The 17,619-nt window shown below is 56.1% G+C and carries 16 protein-coding genes; 6 read left to right on the top strand and 10 right to left on the bottom strand.

Going from position 1 to position 17,619, the window contains the following annotated elements:
- Positions 1-11 precede the first annotated feature (11 nt).
- From K5E19_RS02420 to blr, 3 genes are all read right to left on the bottom strand, one after another.
- Positions 12-452, bottom strand: coding sequence for a DUF2569 domain-containing protein (locus K5E19_RS02420; RefSeq protein WP_221549814.1), 441 nt, complete (start codon positions 450-452; stop codon positions 12-14).
- An 85-nt stretch (positions 453-537) separates the two neighbouring features.
- Complete coding sequence (gene ydgT, locus K5E19_RS02425; protein ID WP_221549815.1) at positions 538-753, bottom strand: transcription modulator YdgT; 216 nt, start codon at positions 751-753, stop codon at positions 538-540.
- 221 nt (positions 754-974) lie between these two features.
- Positions 975-1,100, bottom strand: coding sequence for a division septum protein Blr (blr, locus tag K5E19_RS02430; RefSeq protein ID WP_168112406.1), 126 nt, complete (start codon positions 1,098-1,100; stop codon positions 975-977).
- 241 nt (positions 1,101-1,341) lie between these two features.
- Here blr and K5E19_RS02435 point away from each other — a divergent pair, with 241 nt between their 5' ends.
- Positions 1,342-2,382, top strand: coding sequence for an oxidoreductase (locus tag K5E19_RS02435; RefSeq protein WP_221549816.1), 1,041 nt, complete (start codon positions 1,342-1,344; stop codon positions 2,380-2,382).
- Between the two features lie 54 nt (positions 2,383-2,436).
- Here the strand turns inward: K5E19_RS02435 and add are convergent, their stop codons facing one another.
- The 3 genes from add to malX form a co-directional block, all read right to left on the bottom strand.
- Positions 2,437-3,438 carry an adenosine deaminase gene (add, locus tag K5E19_RS02440; protein WP_221549817.1) on the bottom strand — a complete coding sequence of 334 codons (1,002 nt, stop codon included), beginning with the start codon at positions 3,436-3,438 and terminating at the stop codon, positions 2,437-2,439.
- A 96-nt stretch (positions 3,439-3,534) separates the two neighbouring features.
- Positions 3,535-4,707: a MalY/PatB family protein gene (locus K5E19_RS02445; protein WP_221549818.1), complete on the bottom strand. Its 1,173-nt coding sequence runs from the start codon at positions 4,705-4,707 to the stop codon at positions 3,535-3,537.
- A gap of 49 nt (positions 4,708-4,756) precedes the next feature.
- Positions 4,757-6,349: a maltose/glucose-specific PTS transporter subunit IIBC gene (gene malX, locus K5E19_RS02450; protein ID WP_089599526.1), complete on the bottom strand. Its 1,593-nt coding sequence runs from the start codon at positions 6,347-6,349 to the stop codon at positions 4,757-4,759.
- Positions 6,350-6,527: 178 nt separating this feature from the next.
- On the opposite strand from malX, the gene K5E19_RS02455 reads away from it, so the two are divergent.
- Positions 6,528-7,556, top strand: coding sequence for a Mal regulon transcriptional regulator MalI (locus K5E19_RS02455; protein WP_221549819.1), 1,029 nt, complete (start codon positions 6,528-6,530; stop codon positions 7,554-7,556).
- 2 nt (positions 7,557-7,558) lie between these two features.
- On the opposite strand, the gene K5E19_RS02460 is transcribed toward K5E19_RS02455, so the two are convergent.
- Positions 7,559-8,455 carry a LysR family transcriptional regulator gene (locus K5E19_RS02460; RefSeq protein ID WP_221549820.1) on the bottom strand — a complete coding sequence of 299 codons (897 nt, stop codon included), beginning with the start codon at positions 8,453-8,455 and terminating at the stop codon, positions 7,559-7,561.
- A 107-nt stretch (positions 8,456-8,562) separates the two neighbouring features.
- On the opposite strand from K5E19_RS02460, the gene K5E19_RS02465 reads away from it, so the two are divergent.
- Together K5E19_RS02465 and K5E19_RS02470 are read left to right on the top strand one after the other, a co-directional pair.
- Complete coding sequence (locus K5E19_RS02465; RefSeq protein ID WP_221549821.1) at positions 8,563-9,543, top strand: MBL fold metallo-hydrolase; 981 nt, start codon at positions 8,563-8,565, stop codon at positions 9,541-9,543.
- Positions 9,544-9,558: 15 nt separating this feature from the next.
- Positions 9,559-10,413, top strand: a complete 855-nt coding sequence (locus tag K5E19_RS02470) for an alpha/beta fold hydrolase (protein ID WP_221549822.1) — start codon at positions 9,559-9,561, stop codon at positions 10,411-10,413.
- A 38-nt stretch (positions 10,414-10,451) separates the two neighbouring features.
- On the opposite strand, the gene K5E19_RS02475 is transcribed toward K5E19_RS02470, so the two are convergent.
- Together K5E19_RS02475 and manA are read right to left on the bottom strand one after the other, a co-directional pair.
- Positions 10,452-11,984, bottom strand: coding sequence for a YdgA family protein (locus K5E19_RS02475; protein WP_221549823.1), 1,533 nt, complete (start codon positions 11,982-11,984; stop codon positions 10,452-10,454).
- A 99-nt stretch (positions 11,985-12,083) separates the two neighbouring features.
- Complete coding sequence (gene manA, locus K5E19_RS02480) at positions 12,084-13,259, bottom strand: mannose-6-phosphate isomerase (protein ID WP_221549824.1); 1,176 nt, start codon at positions 13,257-13,259, stop codon at positions 12,084-12,086.
- 199 nt (positions 13,260-13,458) lie between these two features.
- Between manA and fumA the strand changes: the two genes are divergently transcribed.
- Positions 13,459-15,105 (top strand): class I fumarate hydratase FumA, encoded by a 1,647-nt coding sequence (fumA, locus tag K5E19_RS02485; protein ID WP_221549825.1) that lies wholly within the window; start codon positions 13,459-13,461, stop codon positions 15,103-15,105.
- A gap of 140 nt (positions 15,106-15,245) precedes the next feature.
- A complete protein-coding gene (gene fumC / locus K5E19_RS02490; RefSeq protein ID WP_221549826.1) occupies positions 15,246-16,640 on the top strand; it encodes a class II fumarate hydratase in 1,395 nt (464 codons plus the stop codon).
- On the opposite strand, the gene tus is transcribed toward fumC, so the two are convergent.
- On the bottom strand, positions 16,641-17,570 hold the full coding sequence (gene tus, locus K5E19_RS02495) for a DNA replication terminus site-binding protein (RefSeq protein ID WP_221549827.1): 930 nt from the start codon (positions 17,568-17,570) through the stop codon (positions 16,641-16,643).
- Positions 17,571-17,619: the final 49 nt, after the last annotated feature.

Below are 17,619 nucleotides of genomic sequence, written 5' to 3' on the forward strand. Positions count from 1 at the left end.
CAGTAAGGTTTTTACGGGTTCACGAAGGTTTTCTTCACCCGCGTCGAACGCTTGAAGTAAGGGACCAGCAGCGCAGCAGCCAGTAACGGGAACAGCAGCTGTCGAACCGCCAGCGCGTCAGAAACCGGTGAGAACGCAAAGGCTTTCACCGCCAGCAGCACGGAAATGAGCAGCCAGATGATATAGTGCTTAGGCACACTTTTGCGGCGTTTAAAGAAAGCGATGGTCAACCACAGGGTGTAGTACCATATCCCGATCGCGAAAACGAACGAGGCAAACCACAACGCAATATTAAGCACACTTTGCGACATTAGGGTCTGAATGGCATGAGGTGTAATCAGCGCGGTGGTATAGAGTAACAGCGCAAGCGATGCGCTTAATAATGCAACCAGCAGCCATGCCAGCGGGGCGATTAACCAGCCTCCAATGCGTTCTCCAGGCGATACGGTCATGCTCTCTCCCATAGTCTGCGCGAAAAGTTATACAGAAATTTGCAGGGCGGAGAGTATATAACATTTCGCGCGGATGGCTACTTTCTTATAAAACGTAACGCCATACTGACTTCGGCACTTCCCCGACGTTGAACAAACGGCCACCGGAAACCAGTTCAGCGCGGCGATGGTCAGCGGCGCGATACATATTGATAATTTCGTCATTATCCGACAGCGTGTAGTTCAGATGGTCAAACAGTTTTTCCAGGCTCTCAAGGGAATTGATCTTGCGAAATTTTAATAAATAGTCCTGAACTGTCATGTTAATAAGTTTCCATATAAAAGTGAGTAATACCCGTGTCGGTAATTCGTTCGAATAATAAACGGATAAATAAAGACGTAAACAGCCCACTCAGGTAATGCGACGAAATTAGGAGTTTTCTTTGCTGAAAGATTCAGGCATCAGACGATGCCTGGAAGTGAAGGTTAACCCTGTTCAACACGGCTGGCAATATGCAACTGACAGAATGTGTCACAAGGGCGTTACTTCGGTTGTGCGACGGTGACCGGCTCCGGCGGTTGGTAGTTATCGATGTGGCTGGCAACGCCAAGCAAAATGACCGAAACCCCAAGGACAATCCATCCCGCTAATTCAATGATTCGATTAATTATTGATGACATGACTCGTGTTTGTAATTTATCCATAAATACAGATTGCAAATGTTACCGTGCGGCACAGACCTCGGCAAGCGGTTTGGGAACGATACCCTTAATCATTCTCAGAGAGTTACATCCTTGTAACAAAAACATCTGGTGCAAGGTGCTATTTTAAGTCATATGACACATTATTAATGTGTAGTAATACCCGCAAAGCCAGTGTGAAATAAGATAATGACAGGAGGGCACTACGATGAGTGAAAATATCCGTGTCGGGCTGATTGGTTATGGTTACGCGAGTAAAACTTTTCACGCTCCTCTGATTAGCGGGACGCCGGGAATGTCGCTGGGCGCAGTCTCGAGCAGTGATGCCGCCAAAGTACATGCCGACTGGCCAACCGTTCCGGTTGTTTCTGAGCCTAAACATCTTTTCAACGATCCGAATATTGATGTCATCGTCATTCCCACCCCAAACGACACGCACTTTCCGTTGGCTAAGGCGGCGCTGGAAGCGGGTAAGCATGTTGTGGTCGATAAACCTTTTACCGTGACACTGTCACAGGCGCGTGAGCTGGATGCACTGGCAAGAAGTCTTGGCAGGCTGTTGTCCGTCTTCCATAACCGGCGCTGGGACAGTGATTTCCTGACGGTAAAAGCCCTGCTGAGTGAAGGTACGCTCGGTGAAATAGGTTATTTTGAATCTCATTTTGACCGATTTCGTCCGCAGGTGCGTGACCGCTGGCGTGAACAGGCGGGCCCCGGGAGCGGTATCTGGTATGACCTGGCGCCGCATTTACTCGATCAGGCCGTGAATCTGTTTGGCCTGCCGGTGAGTATGACGGTTGATTTAGCGCAGCTTCGACCCGGCGCGCAAACGACAGATTACTTCCACGCCATTTTGAGCTATCCGCAGCGTCGTGTTGTTCTGCACGGGACGATGCTCGCCGCCGCGGAATCGGCGCGTTATATCCTTCATGGTACGCGCGGCAGCTACGTGAAGTTTGGTCTGGATCCGCAGGAGGACCGCCTGAAAAACGGCGAGCGTTTGCCGCAAGAGGACTGGGGCTACGACATGCGCGATGGCGTGCTGACGCGCGCAGAAGGTGAGGAGTTAGTTCAGGAAACGCTGCTGACTATTCCCGGTAACTATCCGGCTTATTACGCGGCTATCCGTGACGCGCTCAACGGTACGGGGGAGAATCCGGTTCCGGCCAGCCAGGCGATTCAGATCATGGAGTTGATTGAGCTGGGCATTGAATCTGCCAAACATCGCTCAACGCTCTGTCTGGCATAAGTTCTACATGTTTTTGTAAGCCGGATAAGGCGTAGCCGCCACCCGGCATAGGATTTACGCGGTTGCTACCTTATCCCGAAGCGCCTGCTTCTCTTCAGGCGTCAGGAAGGCAATTTCCACTCCGTTAATCTGCGCCTGGCGGATCTGCTCGCGGCTCAGGCCCGCCTGCGGCGCGGCGATGTTGTATTCGTGAATAATATCCACACCCTGAACCGCCGGATCGTCGGTGTTCAGCGAGGCCAGCACGCCGTGTTCCAGGAAGGTTTTCAGCGGATGTTTATCCAGCGCTGCTACGGTGCTGGTCTGAATGTTGGAGGTCAGGCAGGATTCGATACCGATGCGTTGTTCCGCTAGGAAATCCATCAGGGCACGATCTTCGACGGCTTTCACCCCGTGGCCGATACGCTCTGCGCCCAGCTCGCGAATGGCCTGCCAGATGCTTTCCGGGCCTGCTGCTTCACCCGCATGAACGGTAATGTGCCAGCCAGCGTCGCGCGCGCGATTGAAATGCGAGAGGAAGAGGCTACCCGGGAAGCCAAGCTCATCCCCGGCGAGGTCGACAGCGGTGATCTGGTCACGATGCGCCAGCAATGCTTCCAGCTCCTGAAGGCAGGCCGCTTCACCGAAGGTGCGGCTCATGATGCCAATCAGACGTGCCTGAACATCGAAAGCTTTACACCCTTCGCGAACGCCCTCAATTACCGCCTCCACCACGCCCGCGACGGGCAGGTTGTGAGTCATGGCCATATAGCCCGGCGAGAAGCGTAGTTCGACGTAATGCAGGCCGTTACGGGCGGCGTCTTCAATGTTCTCGAATGCTACGCGGCGGCAGGCATCGAGCGAGGCCAGCATCTTTACGCCCCAGTCGAGTTTGCTCAGGAAGCTGACCAGATCCGGTTCATTCGAGGTCACCTGAACATGTGGGATCAGAGCTTCAAGCGTTTGTGCTGGAAGCGTTAAATTGAACTGGCGGCCAAGATCGAGGATGGTTTGGGCACGAATGTTACCGTCAAGGTGACGATGAATATCAGTTAAAGGCAGGCGTGTATCAATCATGGTCGCACTCTTTGCTGGTTAAAGTGCGCCATATTATAAAAACAAAACGAGGTAAAAAGCTATTTGCGCAAGGGAATATTCCGTTGCGCAAATTGATTACAGAAGTGAGTTAATCCCGGCAATGAGTCGCTGAACGCCTTGTTCCAGCTTGCTGCGCGGGCAGCCAGCATTCAGGCGCACGAAGCCTTTACCCTCTTCTCCGTAGGTATATCCCGGCATGATCGCCACTTTTTCCTGCTCAATCAGCACTTTTTGCAGCGCCTTGTCGTCAACGTTCAGCGGGCGCAGGTCGATCCAGGCCAGATAGGTTGCTTCCGGCGGCTGCCAGTTCAGTTTCGGAAAAGCGCGGTTTACTTCTTGCGCGATATACAACAGATTCTCTTCCAGATAGCCCCGCAAGGCATCCAGCCATGGCGCTCCCTGCTGATAGGCGGCGATATGCGCCGTCAGTGCCAGCACGGAAGGGGAAGAGAGTCCGTCACGGCCTTTAAGCGCGCGGAGATAACCGTTACGGCTCTCCTCATCACCAATAAGGCCGTAAGCGCCCGTCAGCGCCGGAATATTAAAGCTTTTCGAGCCGGAGGTGAGAAGCGCCCATTTACCGCGCGCCACCGTGTTCCACGGCGTGTGACGATGCTCTCCCCACACCATATCCATATGTATTTCATCGCTGATCGCCGCCACGTCATAGCGCTCACACAGTTCCGCCATCTGAGTCAGTTCCTCCCGCGTCCAGACCTTGCCGGTCGGGTTTTGCGGGCTGCACAGCAGCAAAATTTTGTTTTCTGGTTTCGCGAGGGCTGTCTCCAGCGCGTCCATATCACCCATCCAGCCGCTCGCCTGTTTCACCATCGCAACCGGCACGACGTGGCGCGCGTTGCCTTCGATGGCGTTATAAAACGCATCGTACGCCGGAGTATGAACCACCACCCCGTCGCCGGGTTGTGACCAGAGACGGATCAGCTCTGACACCATGTAGATGACGGAAGGGCCATAGACGACGGATTCGGTATCGATACGGCTGTTAAAGCGCTGCTGGAACCAGTGCGCGACGGCAGCCAGAAACTCATCGTTTTTCCAGCGGCTGTAGCCAAACACGCCGTGATCGATACGCTGATGCAGCGCGTCGGTAATGCAGGGAGCGGTGGCGAAATCCATATCCGAGATGGTGAAGGGCAGCAGATCGGCCGCGCCAAAGCGGTCGGCGACGTAGTCCCACTGCGTACACCAGGTGCCGTGTCGATCCACGACGGTCGAGAAATCAAACATGACGTTAATCCTTAAAGTAAAACCCCCTCATGGTGAGGGGGCTGAGTCATCAGGCTTCTACTGTTCGCATCAGGGTTGCCAGCTCATCCTTCACCGACTGCACCTGCGGGCCGATAACCACCTGCAAGTTATGCTGATTTAACTGTACCACACCGATAGCGCGGTTGGCTTTCAGCGCATTGGTATCCACTTTCGACATATCCGCCACCGACAGACGCAGGCGGGTAATGCAGTTATCCAGCGAGGTGATGTTATCCGCACCGCCCAGCGCTGCCAGAATGGCCGGGGTGTTATAACCCGATTTTCCTACCGTCCCCGCAACCGCCTGTTCAACGCTGGTCGCCGTTTCTGCATCGCGGCCCGGTGTTTTCAGGTTAAAGCGGGTGATGGCGAAGCGGAAGATGCCGTAGTACACCGCAAACCAGATTGCCGCCACGACCGGCACCAGATACCACTTGGTGGACAGGCCGTGCAGGATCCCGAACACCACGAAGTCAATCACGTTGCCGTCGGTGTTACCGATGGTGACGCCCAGCACAGCCATCACGGTGAAGCCCAGACCGGTCAGTACGGCGTGAATGAGGTACAGCACCGGCGCGACGAACAGGAACAGGAATTCGATTGGCTCGGTTGTGCCGCCAACGACGCAGGCGATCACGCCGGAAATCAGCAGGCCTTTAATTTTATGACGGTTTTCCGGACGTGCACAGTGGTACATCGCCAGCGCCGCGCCCGGCAGGCCGCCGAGGAAAGCAGGCATTTTGCCCTGAGACAGGAAACGGGTTGCGCTCTCAGAGAAGCCGTGGGTGGTCGGGCAGCTCAGCTGCGCCTGGAAGATGGTCAGCGCACCGCTCACGTCGTGACCGCACACCTCCATCGTACCGCCCGCTTCGGTGAAGCGAATCAGGGCTACCAGGATATGCTGCAGGCCAAACGGCAGCAGCAGACGCTCGCCGGTGCCGAAGATCATCGGACCGAAATCTCCCGCGCCGTTGATGATGCGGCCAATACCGGTGATACCCATCGCGAAGACAGGCCAGATCAGCGGAATGATCAGACCAAACAGACCCATTACCACGAGGGTAATAATCGGCACAAAGCGGGTACCGCCGAAGAAGGCCAGGGCATCCGGCAGGCGGATATTGTGGAAGCGTTCGTGCAGCATCCAGATAATCACACCTGCGATCACCGCACCGAGGATCCCGGTATCAATAGACTGGATACCAATCACGCTCTGAATGTTATTGGCTTTCAGCACGGCTGCGTCGGTGGTCGGCAGAATGCCTTTCGCAGTCAGCCAGAAGTTAACCGCAAGGTTCATCACCGCGTAACCCACGAAACCCGCAAACGCCGCGACGCCTTTATTTTCGCGCGCCAGGCCCAGCGGGATGGCGATGCAGAACATGACGGGCAGGAAGCTAAACGCAAAGGAGCCGACTTTGCTCATCCAGATGAAGATCGCCTGCAGCACCGGGTTGCCGAGGAACGGGATCAGCGTGATGACGTCATGGCTGCTCAGGGAGCTGCCGATCCCCAGCATGATCCCGCAGAATGAGAGAAGCGCCACGGGCAGCATAAAGGTTTTACCCAGTTGCTGGAAAAACTCCCACAGCGATATTTTTTGTGCTGCTTTCGCCGTCATAAAACGACTCCTTGATGGTTAAAAATAATTTACCTGCTTCACTGCTGCGAGAAGATAAAACGTTTTATCAAAGTTTAGTGCGCGCTAAATCACATTCTCAGGCTTTTACTGGTAGTATAAAGATAACGTATTGATAAAACGTTTTACCGATCTCATTATCAGGGAGTCTCGCCAACCCATGGCTGTAGCGAAAAAGATCACCATCAACGATGTAGCCCTCGCGGCTGGCGTTTCCGTCAGCACGGTGTCACTGGTTTTAAGTGGTAAGGGGCGCATATCTCCCGCCACCGGACAGCGGGTCAACGAGGCGGTTGAACAGCTGGGCTTTGTGCGTAACCGTCAGGCGTCGGCGCTGCGCGGCGGACAAAGCGGGGTGATTGGTTTGATCGTTCGCGACTTAACCTCGCCATTTTATGCGGAGCTGACCGCCGGGTTAACCGAAGCGCTTGAAGCACAGGGACGGATGGTCTTTCTGCTTCACGGCGGTCGCGAGGCCGATCAGCTGCTTTCCCGGCTCGATATGCTGCTGAACCAGGGGGTGGACGGAGTGATTGTCGCTGGCGCTTCGGGTGTGGGCAGCGAGCTGTGCGAGCGCGCCGCAGAGAAGGGTGTGCCGCTGGTCTTTGCTTCCCGCGCCAGCTACCTGGACGAAGCCGATACGCTGCGCCCGGATAACATGCAGGCTGCACAAATGCTGACCGAGCATCTTATTCGTCGCGGTCACCAGCGCATTGCCTGGCTGGGCGGGAAAAGCTCATCGCTCACGCGCGCCGAGCGGGTAGGCGGCTATTGTTCGACGCTGATCAAATACGGTCTGCCTTTCCACAGTGAGTGGGTGGTGGAATGTGGATCCAGCCAGAAAATGGCGGCGGAAGCGATCGGTTCGCTGCTGCGCGCCAGCCCGACCATTAGCGCCGTGATTTGCTATAACGACGTGATTGCAATGGGGGCGTGGTTTGGTCTGATCCGCGCTGGACGTCAGAGCGGTGAAGGGGGCGTTGAAACCTTCTTCGGCCACCAGGTGGCGCTCGGGGCGTTCGCCGACGTCGGTGAAAACGCGCTCGACGATCTGCCCATTGTCTGGGCGACCACCCCCGCACGCGAAATGGGCTACACGCTGGCGGACAGGATCATGCAGCGTATCGACAATACGGATGTGCAGGCCGGGCACCAGATTGTGGCGGCGCGGCTGGTGACGGTGAAATGATATCAGGTGGGTTGCGTTAGCGGATTGAGCAGCAATTCGGCTTCCAGCGCTTCCACAAATTTTCGTACTTTTGCCGGGATCAGGCGGGAGGTCGGGTAAACCGCCCACACTGCCAGCGATTCCGGCTGGGCATCCTCCAGGACGATCCGCACGAGTTTACCCTCTCTGAACGCCGGTTCTACGTACCAGCGAGATAAATTGGCGATGCCCATCCCTCCCAGGCAGGCTTCGAAAATTGCCTCAATAGAGTTCGCGGAGAATCGGCCCGACACTTTTTGTTTGTAGCGCTGTTCGCCCTGTTCGAATGACCAGTGAACGGTGTCTGACGTGGTCAGACAGCTATGTGCCGCCAGATCGTTAAACGATTTTGGATAGCCGTGTGCAGCCAGATACGCCGCGCTGGCGCAGAGGTCGCGGGGGTTGTGACACAGGCGATGGGCAACAAGCCGGTTATCACGCAGCGGCGCAATGCGTAACGCCACGTCTATGCCTTTTCCGACAATATCAACCTGTTCGTCGGTGGCGAGTAAATCGACCTGCAGGGAAGGATGCTGTTGCATGAACCGGGTCAGCATGGGAGCCACAATCTTCCGGCCAAACCCCGCTGAGGCGGTAATGCGCAGGCGTCCGGAAAGGTGGGTCCCTTCGGGAAACAGGTCAGCAAGCGCGTTGCTTTTATCTTCCAGTAGCGCCTGTGCATGCGGCAAAAAAATGTCCCCATCGCTGGTAGGTGAGAGGGAACGCGTGGTGCGGTGCACCAGCCTGACCCCCAGTTCAGCCTCAAGATTATTAAGAGACCGTGACGCCGCCATGGCGCTCACAGAGAGCCGACGCGCGGCACCCGCCAGGCTACCCGCCTTGACGGCTTCGACAAACACTTCGATATCTTCGAGTCTCATTATATCGTTTTTCGTTATGCTGACTTATCAAGGTACATATCTACATTATTTATCGTTACGCTGCCATAGTCTCTTCACATCATGATAAACATGAATTTGGAGTGAAGATGAAAAAGTTGAAAACGGTTCTTGCGTTCAGTGGCCTGCTCTTTGCTGGCACATCGTGGGCAGATGCCCCTGCGCAGGTGAAACAGCAGGTCCCAGGATATTATCGTCTGGCGGTAGGAGAATACGAGGTGACGGCGCTGTTCGACGGCTATAACGATCTTTCGCCAACGCTATTGCAAGGGCTTTCACCCGACAAGGTTCGCAACCTGTTGGCGCAACGCAAAATCGATTCCGAACGCATGCCTACTTCCTTCAACGCGTTTCTGGTTAACACCGGTAAACACCTGGTCATGATTGACAGCGGGGGGGGCCACTGCATGTCAGAAACGGCCGGTCAGCTAATCGACAATATAAAAGCATCAGGATATCGCCCTGAGCAGGTCGATACGATTTTCCTGACCCATCTGCATCTTGATCATGTGTGTGGCCTGAGCGACGCAGACGGTAAGGCGCTGTTCCCGAATGCCACAGTATATGTACCGCAGGGAGAGGCCGACTACTGGCTTGACCCCGCAAAAGAAGCGATCGCGCCGGCTAATGCGAAGGCGTATTTCGCTATCGCCAGGAATGCGCTGTCCGCGTATAAAGCCACCGGGCACCTTAAAACCTTCGTCCCGCCAGCTTCGCCTATCCCGGAAGTCCAGACGGCATATGCCATTGGGCATACCCCTGGCAGTACCGTTTATCGCTTCGCGTCGCAGGGGACGGCTATCAACTTCATTGGGGATTTGATTCATGCTCCTGCAGTCCAATTCCCGCACCCTGAAGTGTCTATTCGCTTTGATGTCGATCCGAAAAAAGCCATCTCATCCAGGGCGCAGGAGTTTAACGCGCTGGCGAATGACGGTGAGTGGATGGCCGCAGCACATCTGCCTTTCCCCGGTATCGGTCATATCACCGCCTGGCAGCAGGGCTATAGCTGGAATCCTGTCAATTACGGTCCTTATCAGCGTGCGGCCAACGTGCCTCTGCTGAAATAAAATGAGGTGACTAGCATGAAAAGTTACACCGTAACGGCGAACGGTATTCGACAGTTCGTTGTAGAGGAGGGGGAAGGCGCACCGGTTATTCTTCTGCATGGTTTTCCAGAAACAAACTATGCCTGGCGCTACCAGATACCCGTTTTGTCCCGACACTATCGTGTGATTGCGCCAGATTTACGCGGGTATGGGGAAACGGATAAACCGGCCTCCGGTTATGATAAACGGAACATGGCACGGGACGTCCGGGAACTGATGCGTGTGCTGGATTTACAGAAAGTGGTGCTGGTGGGGCACGATCGCGGCGCGCGCGTCGCGACGCGGTTTGCAAAAGATTACCCTGAGCTGGTGGATCGACTGGTGGTGATGGATAACGTGCCAACGCGTATTGTAGCGCGCGATCTGAATGCGTCGATTGCGCGTGCGTACTGGTTCTTCCTGTTTCATCTTGTGCCAGACCTGCCGGAAGCGCTGATTGCGGGTCGGGAGCATATATGGCTGCGCCACTTTTTCTCTGACTGGACCTACAATCCGTCGACCATTAGCGGCGAGGCGTTTGACACCTATGTTCGGGCGTATCAGGCGCCGGGTGCCGTGCGCGGCGCGATGGCTGACTATCGCGCCAACGCAGAGGATGTGGCGCAGGATATGGCTGACGCTGAGGTGAAAATCACCTGCCCGGTAATGTCGCTGTGGGGTAATGATTTTCATGCGGTCGGCAAGCTTTTCGATATGGAAAGCGTCTGGGCCGAAATGGCGGAAAACCTGCGGGCGTATGGTATTGATGAGTGCGGCCATCTGCCGCAGGAGGAGCAGCCAGAGAAAGTGAATGCGCTTCTGCTGGATTTCCTGGCTGGATGGAAAAGCTAGCTGGCAATAAAAACCCCTCGTAAGAGGGGTTTTGACGTTTACTGCTGTGGTGCCGCCGGTTCGGTTGGGGCTACCGGTTCAGCCGGTTCCGGCATCCCCAGTGCAGGCATACCAAACATGCCGACAAAATCTTCCAGCGGCATTTTATCGCCGTTCAGGATCACCTGCCCGTTGGCATACTGCAGGCTGGTGGAAATCGTGTTGTCTTCCACTTTAGTGATGCGGAACATCTGACCCATCGCCGCCAGGCCTTTCACCTGCTGGTTCGCCAGCTTGCCGGCGTCTTCATCGCCGTAGCCTTCCAGCTTCGCAATCTGGGTCATAAACTCGGTTGCCATGTCCATTGGGATGGTCAGCTTGCTCTCGAGCGACTTCACGCTGCGATCCACTTCCTGCGCCAGCGTCTGCGGTTCGCCGGTTGCGGTTGCCGGATCTTTCAGGAACAGCGACAGGTTGAAGTTAGTTTCGCCTTTGCTGTTTTTCCAGCTCAGCGGCGCGACGGTTATCACCGGCTCGCCTTTCAGCAGGATTGGCAGGTTGTTGAACAGCACCGCCATCGCCTGCTGCTGGTACACTTCCGGATTCTGCTGCAGCGCGGCATCGGTCAGCAGCGCCTGGCTCTCTTTGCTGTATTTCTGGCTAAACTCGTGCCACGCCTGGCCGTCAATATTGCCGATCTTCAGCGTTAATTTTCCGGTCCCCAGATCCTGATTCTGCACCTTCAGGCTCTTCAGGGCGTAATCCAGCTGAGTATCGATATTCTTGCCGTCTTTGGAAATGTCGGATTTGCCGTTCACGTCCATGCCTTCCAGCACGGCCATTTCTTTGCCTTCAACCGCGATTGCAATCTTATCGAGAGAGAGCTTCTGATCGCCAATACGCTCTTTAAAGTCGGTCATACGGCTGTTGCCGTCGGCTTTCAGGTTGTTGAAGCTGAGCTGAACCTTTTGGTTATATTCGTTAACCGCATTCACCACGCCGCTTTCGGCTTCACCGCTCAGAGAGAACACGTTTCCGTCGCGGTCAGCGTCCAGTTTGAAGTTGCCCCCGCTGAAGGCGACCTTCTCGTTCTCTTTCTCGTAGTTCAGCGCTTTCAGCGCAATATCGGAACTCGTGTCACCGGCATAGCTGATGCGGGTATTGATTTCGAAAGGCGAGGTATTTTTTGCCAGATCAAACAGCGGTTTGGTGACGTCGTTATTCACCAGCACCGTGTGAACGGACGCCATTGATGGGATCAGATTAAACGATTTTAACTGTGCCAGCGGGAACGGACCGTGGCTGACCACTTCATCCAGCACCACGCTCTGGCCTGGCTTCAGCCAGGCGTTGGCGTTTCCTGCTACAGGTTTCACCACCATCTGCATATGGCTGGTAAACACGCCGCGCTGATAGTTCTGATAGCTAAGCTCAACGCCTGCCTCCGGCGCGCTGCGCTTAATCTCTCCGTTAGCCTGCGCGACCATCTCAGCCAGACGGCCTTCCAGCTGTTTCCCGGTAAACCAGGAGGCGCCTGTCCAGACCACGCCTAACGCTACAATCACTCCAACCGCTACGACCGATTTTTTCATTGCGACTATCCCTAAAATGAAACCAGGCGGTAAAAACCGCCTGGAGATATTAAGCCTGCAACTAGCTTAGCAAGAGTTGTTAAAAAATTCAGTAAGTGCTTAAAGCTTATTGAAAACGCGCGCCAGGCGACCGGCGCCGCTTACGCTAACCGGCGACTCGTTCGCCGCGACAAAAGCCGACTCACCGGGCTTGAGCACCAGGCGCTGTTCGCCTTTCTGCAGCGTCGCTTCGCCCTCCACGCAGAACAGGATCGCCGCGCTCTCCTGCGCAATGGCGGTTTCGGCCTGGCTCAGGTCGTGCAGGGAGAAGGCAAAATCTTCAACCGGGATCGGGAAGTCCAGCTCCGCGCCGTTTTTCACCGGCTGGGTCAGCAGCTCGTCGGCAGGCTTCGCCACGAACTTCACGTTGGCGACCAGCTCCGGAATATCGATATATTTCGGCGTCAGGCCCGCGCGCAGCACGTTGTCCGAGTTGGCCATCACCTCCAGCGCCACGCCCTGCAGGTAGGCGTGCGGGGTTTCGGCAAACAGGAACATCGCTTCGCCCGGGTTCAGCTTCACTACGTTCAGCAGCAGAGGAGAGAACAGGCCGCTGTCGTCCGGGTAGAATTCGGAAATCAGACGGATGGTCTCCCACGGCTCACCTTGCTGGCTGTTCAGCGCTGCTTTCAGCACCGCCAGCGCGTGGGCTTTTTCTTCGCCCTGCATATTGAGCAGGCTGGCAAACAGCTGGCTCAGCGCGTCCGCGTTCGGGTTTTCCAGGAAGTGGGCGATAGCCTTGTTGGCACCCGCGACCGGTTGCAGCAGAGAAACGATCTCTGAAAACTCGCGGAATGCGTTCATCGCCAGGAAAGGGGTGAGCGCAAAAACCAGCTCCGGCTTGTGGTTCGGATCTTTGTAGTTACGTTCAGCCGCGTCTAATGGAATACCCGCCGCGTTCTCTTTCGCAAAGCCGATTTCAGAGGCTTTCTTGTTCGGGTGAACCTGAATGGAGAGCGGCTGGTCGGCGCACAGTACCTTAAACAGGAACGGCAGCTCGCCAAAACGCGTGGCAACCTTGTCGCCCAGCAGTGCGGCTTTATCGGCATCAATCACGTCGCGCAGGCTGCGCACCTGGCCGCTGGCGTCTTCAATTTTTGAGCTGCTCTTCGGGTGCGCCCCCATCCACAGCTCTGCCATCGGCAGGTTGTCCGGGTTGGCGATACCGTAGAGATCCGTTAACGCAGTTTTACTTCCCCAGGCGTAGTTTTGCACTGAGTTGATGAGTTTTTGCATTATCAAGCCCTGATTCAAATGTGGAATTAACTCCGGGTATTAAAGCAATAAACCGCGTGGAAGTAACCTGCGGATGTAAAAAGTCGTACTAGTCTCAGTTTTTGTTAAAAAATTGTGTAGGATAAGCTGACTCGCTTTTAAGCCGGGCAGCGGAACATCTGCCCTGAACAATCAGACCGAAGCAGTAAGTGAGAGAACAATGTCGAATAAACCCTTTCATTATCAGGATCCTTTTCCCCTCAGTAAGGATCAGACCGAGTATTACCTGTTAACCCGCGATTACGTTTCTGTCTCTGAGTTTGAGGGACAGGAGATCCTCAAAGTTGACCCGCAGGCGCTGACGCTGATGGCGCAGCAGGCCTTCCACGATGCTTCCTTTATGCTCCGTCCGGCGCATCAGCAGCAGGTTGCCGATATCCTGAGCGATCCGCAGGCCAGCGAGAACGATAAGTACGTGGCGCTGCAGTTCCTGCGAAACTCGGATATCGCGGCGAAAGGCATTCTGCCGACCTGCCAGGATACGGGCACCGCAATTATCACCGGCAAAAAAGGGCAGCGCGTCTGGACCGGCGGCGGTGATGAAGCCGCGCTAGCGCACGGCGTCTACAACACCTATATCGAAGATAACCTGCGCTACTCGCAAAACGCGGCGCTGGATATGTACAAAGAGGTCAACACCGGCACCAACCTGCCTGCTCAGATTGACCTCTACAGCGTCGACGGTGACGAATACAAATTCCTCTGCATTGCCAAGGGCGGCGGTTCAGCCAACAAAACCTACCTCTACCAGGAAACCAAAGCGCTGCTCACCCCGGGCAAGCTGAAAAATTATCTGGTCGAGAAAATGCGTACCCTCGGCACCGCAGCGTGTCCGCCGTACCACATCGCCTTCGTGATCGGCGGTACGTCGGCGGAAAGCACGCTGAAAACCGTCAAGCTGGCGTCGACCAAATACTACGACGGCCTGCCGACAGAAGGGAACGAACACGGCCAGGCGTTCCGCGACGTGCAGCTCGAACAGGAACTGCTGACCGAAGCGCAGAACCTGGGTCTCGGTGCGCAGTTTGGCGGTAAATACTTCGCGCACGACATCCGCGTGATCCGCCTGCCGCGCCACGGCGCATCCTGCCCGGTGGGCATGGGCGTCTCCTGCTCTGCGGATCGCAATATCAAGGCGAAGATCAACCGCGACGGCATCTGGATCGAGAAGCTGGAGAACAACCCGGGCAAATACATCCCGGAAGCGCTGCGTAAGGCGGGCGAGGGGGAAGCGGTTCGCGTGGACCTGAACCGCCCGATGAAAGAGATCCTGGCACAGCTTTCGCAGTATCCGGTCTCGACGCGTCTCTCTCTGAACGGCACGATTATTGTGGGCCGCGACATTGCGCACGCGAAGCTGAAAGAGCGTCTGGACAACGGCGAAGGGCTGCCGCAGTACATTAAAGATCATCCGATCTACTACGCCGGCCCGGCGAAAACGCCTGAAGGCTATGCCTCCGGCTCGTTAGGCCCAACCACGGCGGGCCGCATGGACTCTTACGTTGACCAGCTTCAGGCCAACGGCGGCAGCATGATCATGTTGGCGAAAGGTAACCGTAGCCAGCAGGTGACGGACGCCTGCCACAAGCACGGCGGCTTCTACCTGGGCAGCATCGGCGGCCCGGCAGCGGTGCTGGCACAGGGCAGCATCAAAAGCCTGGAGTGCGTGGAATACCCGGAACTGGGTATGGAAGCGATCTGGAAAATTGAAGTGGAAGATTTCCCGGCGTTCATCCTCGTGGATGACAAAGGCAATGACTTCTTCAAGCAGATCCAGTCGTCCCAGTGTTCGGCGTGCGTGAAGTAATTCTGTAAAAAGTCGGGTGGCGCAGGCCGCCACCCGACACTAAAAAGAGCGCACGAAGCGCCATAACGTTTCTCAGAAGTCATCAATACTTATCTCTTAAGCATGTGAGCAATCCCATCTTTGTAATCAAGGAGAAAGTAATGACCACGGTACGCCATGAGAAAGACTCGATGGGCGCCATCGACGTCCCGGCCGATAAGCTTTGGGGCGCGCAAACCCAGCGTTCGCTGGAGCATTTCCGTATCTCAACTGAAAAAATGCCCGTCTCGCTGATTCAGGCGCTGGCGCTCACCAAACGTGCAGCCGCTAAAGTGAACCAGGATTTAGGCCTGCTGACGGCAGACAAAGCGACCGCCATCATCAACGCCGCCGACGAAGTGCTGGCAGGCAAGCATCCCGATGAATTCCCCCTCGCCATCTGGCAGACCGGTTCCGGCACCCAGAGCAACATGAACATGAACGAAGTGCTGGCAAACCGGGCCAGCGAACTGCTGGGCGGCGTGCGCGGCATGGAGCGTAAGATCCATCCGAACGATGACGTCAACAAAAGCCAGAGTTCTAACGACGTCTTCCCGACGGCGATGCACGTGGCGGCGGTGATTGCCATCCGCGAGCAGCTTATCCCGCAGCTCAACGTACTGAAATCCACGCTCAACGAGAAAGCGCAGGCCTTCCGCGACATCGTTAAAATTGGCCGTACGCACCTGCAGGATGCCACGCCGCTGACGCTCGGCCAGGAGATCTCCGGCTGGGTGGCGATGCTGGAACATAACCTGAAGCACATCGACCACAGCCTGCCGCATCTGGCGGAGCTGGCGCTCGGCGGGACGGCGGTCGGGACCGGGTTAAATACCCATCCCGAATACGCGGTGCGCGTGGCGGAAGAGCTGGCAACCATCACCGGACAGCCGTTCGTCACGGCGCCCAACAAGTTTGAAGCGCTGGCAACCTGCGATGCGCTGGTCCACACCCACGGCGCCCTGAAAGGGCTGGCGGCATCATTAATGAAAATTGCCAACGACGTGCGCTGGCTGGCCTCGGGTCCGCGCTGTGGCATCGGTGAAATCAGCATCCCGGAAAACGAGCCGGGCAGCTCCATCATGCCGGGTAAAGTCAACCCGACCCAGTGCGAAGCCATGACCATGCTCTGCTGTCAGGTGATGGGTAACGACGTGGCCGTCAACCTGGGTGGCGCGTCCGGCAACTTCGAGCTGAACGTCTATCGCCCGATGGTGATCCACAACGTTCTGCAATCGATTCGTCTGCTGGCGGACGGGATGGAGAGCTTTAACGAGCACTGTGCGGTAGGGATTGAGCCGAATCGCGAGCGTATCAGCCAGCTGCTCAATGAATCCCTGATGCTGGTGACGGCGCTGAATACCCATATCGGCTACGACAAGGCCGCCGAGATCGCTAAAAAAGCGCATAAAGAGGGGCTGACGCTGAAAGCCTCCGCCCTGGCGCTGGGCTATCTCACGGAGGCAGAGTTCGACGCCTGGGTTCGCCCGGAGGCGATGGTCGGCAGCCTGAAATAATCAACCCGCCACATACAGGTGCAGCCGTGGAATAATCAGCTGCAGCGGCTGCGCCTGAGGTCTGTAGCGGTGCTGGACATTGTCCGCATCGTAATTCAAAAGCTCACCAATATCCGGCACGATGGCCCCCTGATCGGCATCATACAGCGCAATCAGCGGCGTTGGGCAGGCATACTGCACCTGCTTTTGCTGCCCGGAATACCAGACGCGGGCAATAGGCTGTACCTTCACCGGGCGCTTGATCTTGAGGCGCGTATCCGCCGGTAGCGAGGCGATGCTGTGATACTCCTGCTCCAGACGCTCGATCCACTGCTCGCGAGACCAGGGGGCAACGGTACGCGGTGCTTTCAGGCTTTTCTCAAGCTGCGCCAGAATCTCATCCCGGGTAAAGTTTTTAATGATGTGCTTATTCGCCCAGCCGAAGCGAAGCGTGGCGGGGTGACGCAGTACCGTCAGCGTGCGATAGGCATTCAGGGTAATCAGCCCCGGAAGCTGACGGTGCACCCACTCAAACCGGGCGGCAGGGGCGAGGCCCGACTCTTCGGTGACGATCTTTTCAAACGCCGCTTTCAGGGTGTTGATATGGGTAATCTGGCCTTCAAGCGCTTCACGCGTTGCCGCATCGGTCTGCAGGCAGATCACGCCAGGCAGACGCACGGCCGCTTTGCTGCTGCGATGTTCAGACTGCTGCTGGATAAAAAGGTGGCGATAGTGCTTCATCGCCAGCTCAAATGCGGCGCTGCCGATGTGCTGTTCAACTTCGATGGTGTTCAGCGGGTCGTGCTCCGCCCCTTTGACCACGTCAGGCAGAGTAAAAACGCGCGCGGCCAGCAGGCGGCAGGTTTGCAAGCGTTCAGTCAGGTTAAGTAGCTCGTGTTCTATTTCGCGAAAGGTGCTGTTCAGCCTTTCGATGAGATCGTAGGTCGCCATAAACACTCTCATTAGTTACAACATACTTATCATATAGCACAGCACGCCG

The organism is Enterobacter sp. RIT637 (genome assembly GCF_019718755.1).
Taxonomy (GTDB): Bacteria; Pseudomonadota; Gammaproteobacteria; order Enterobacterales; family Enterobacteriaceae; genus Enterobacter.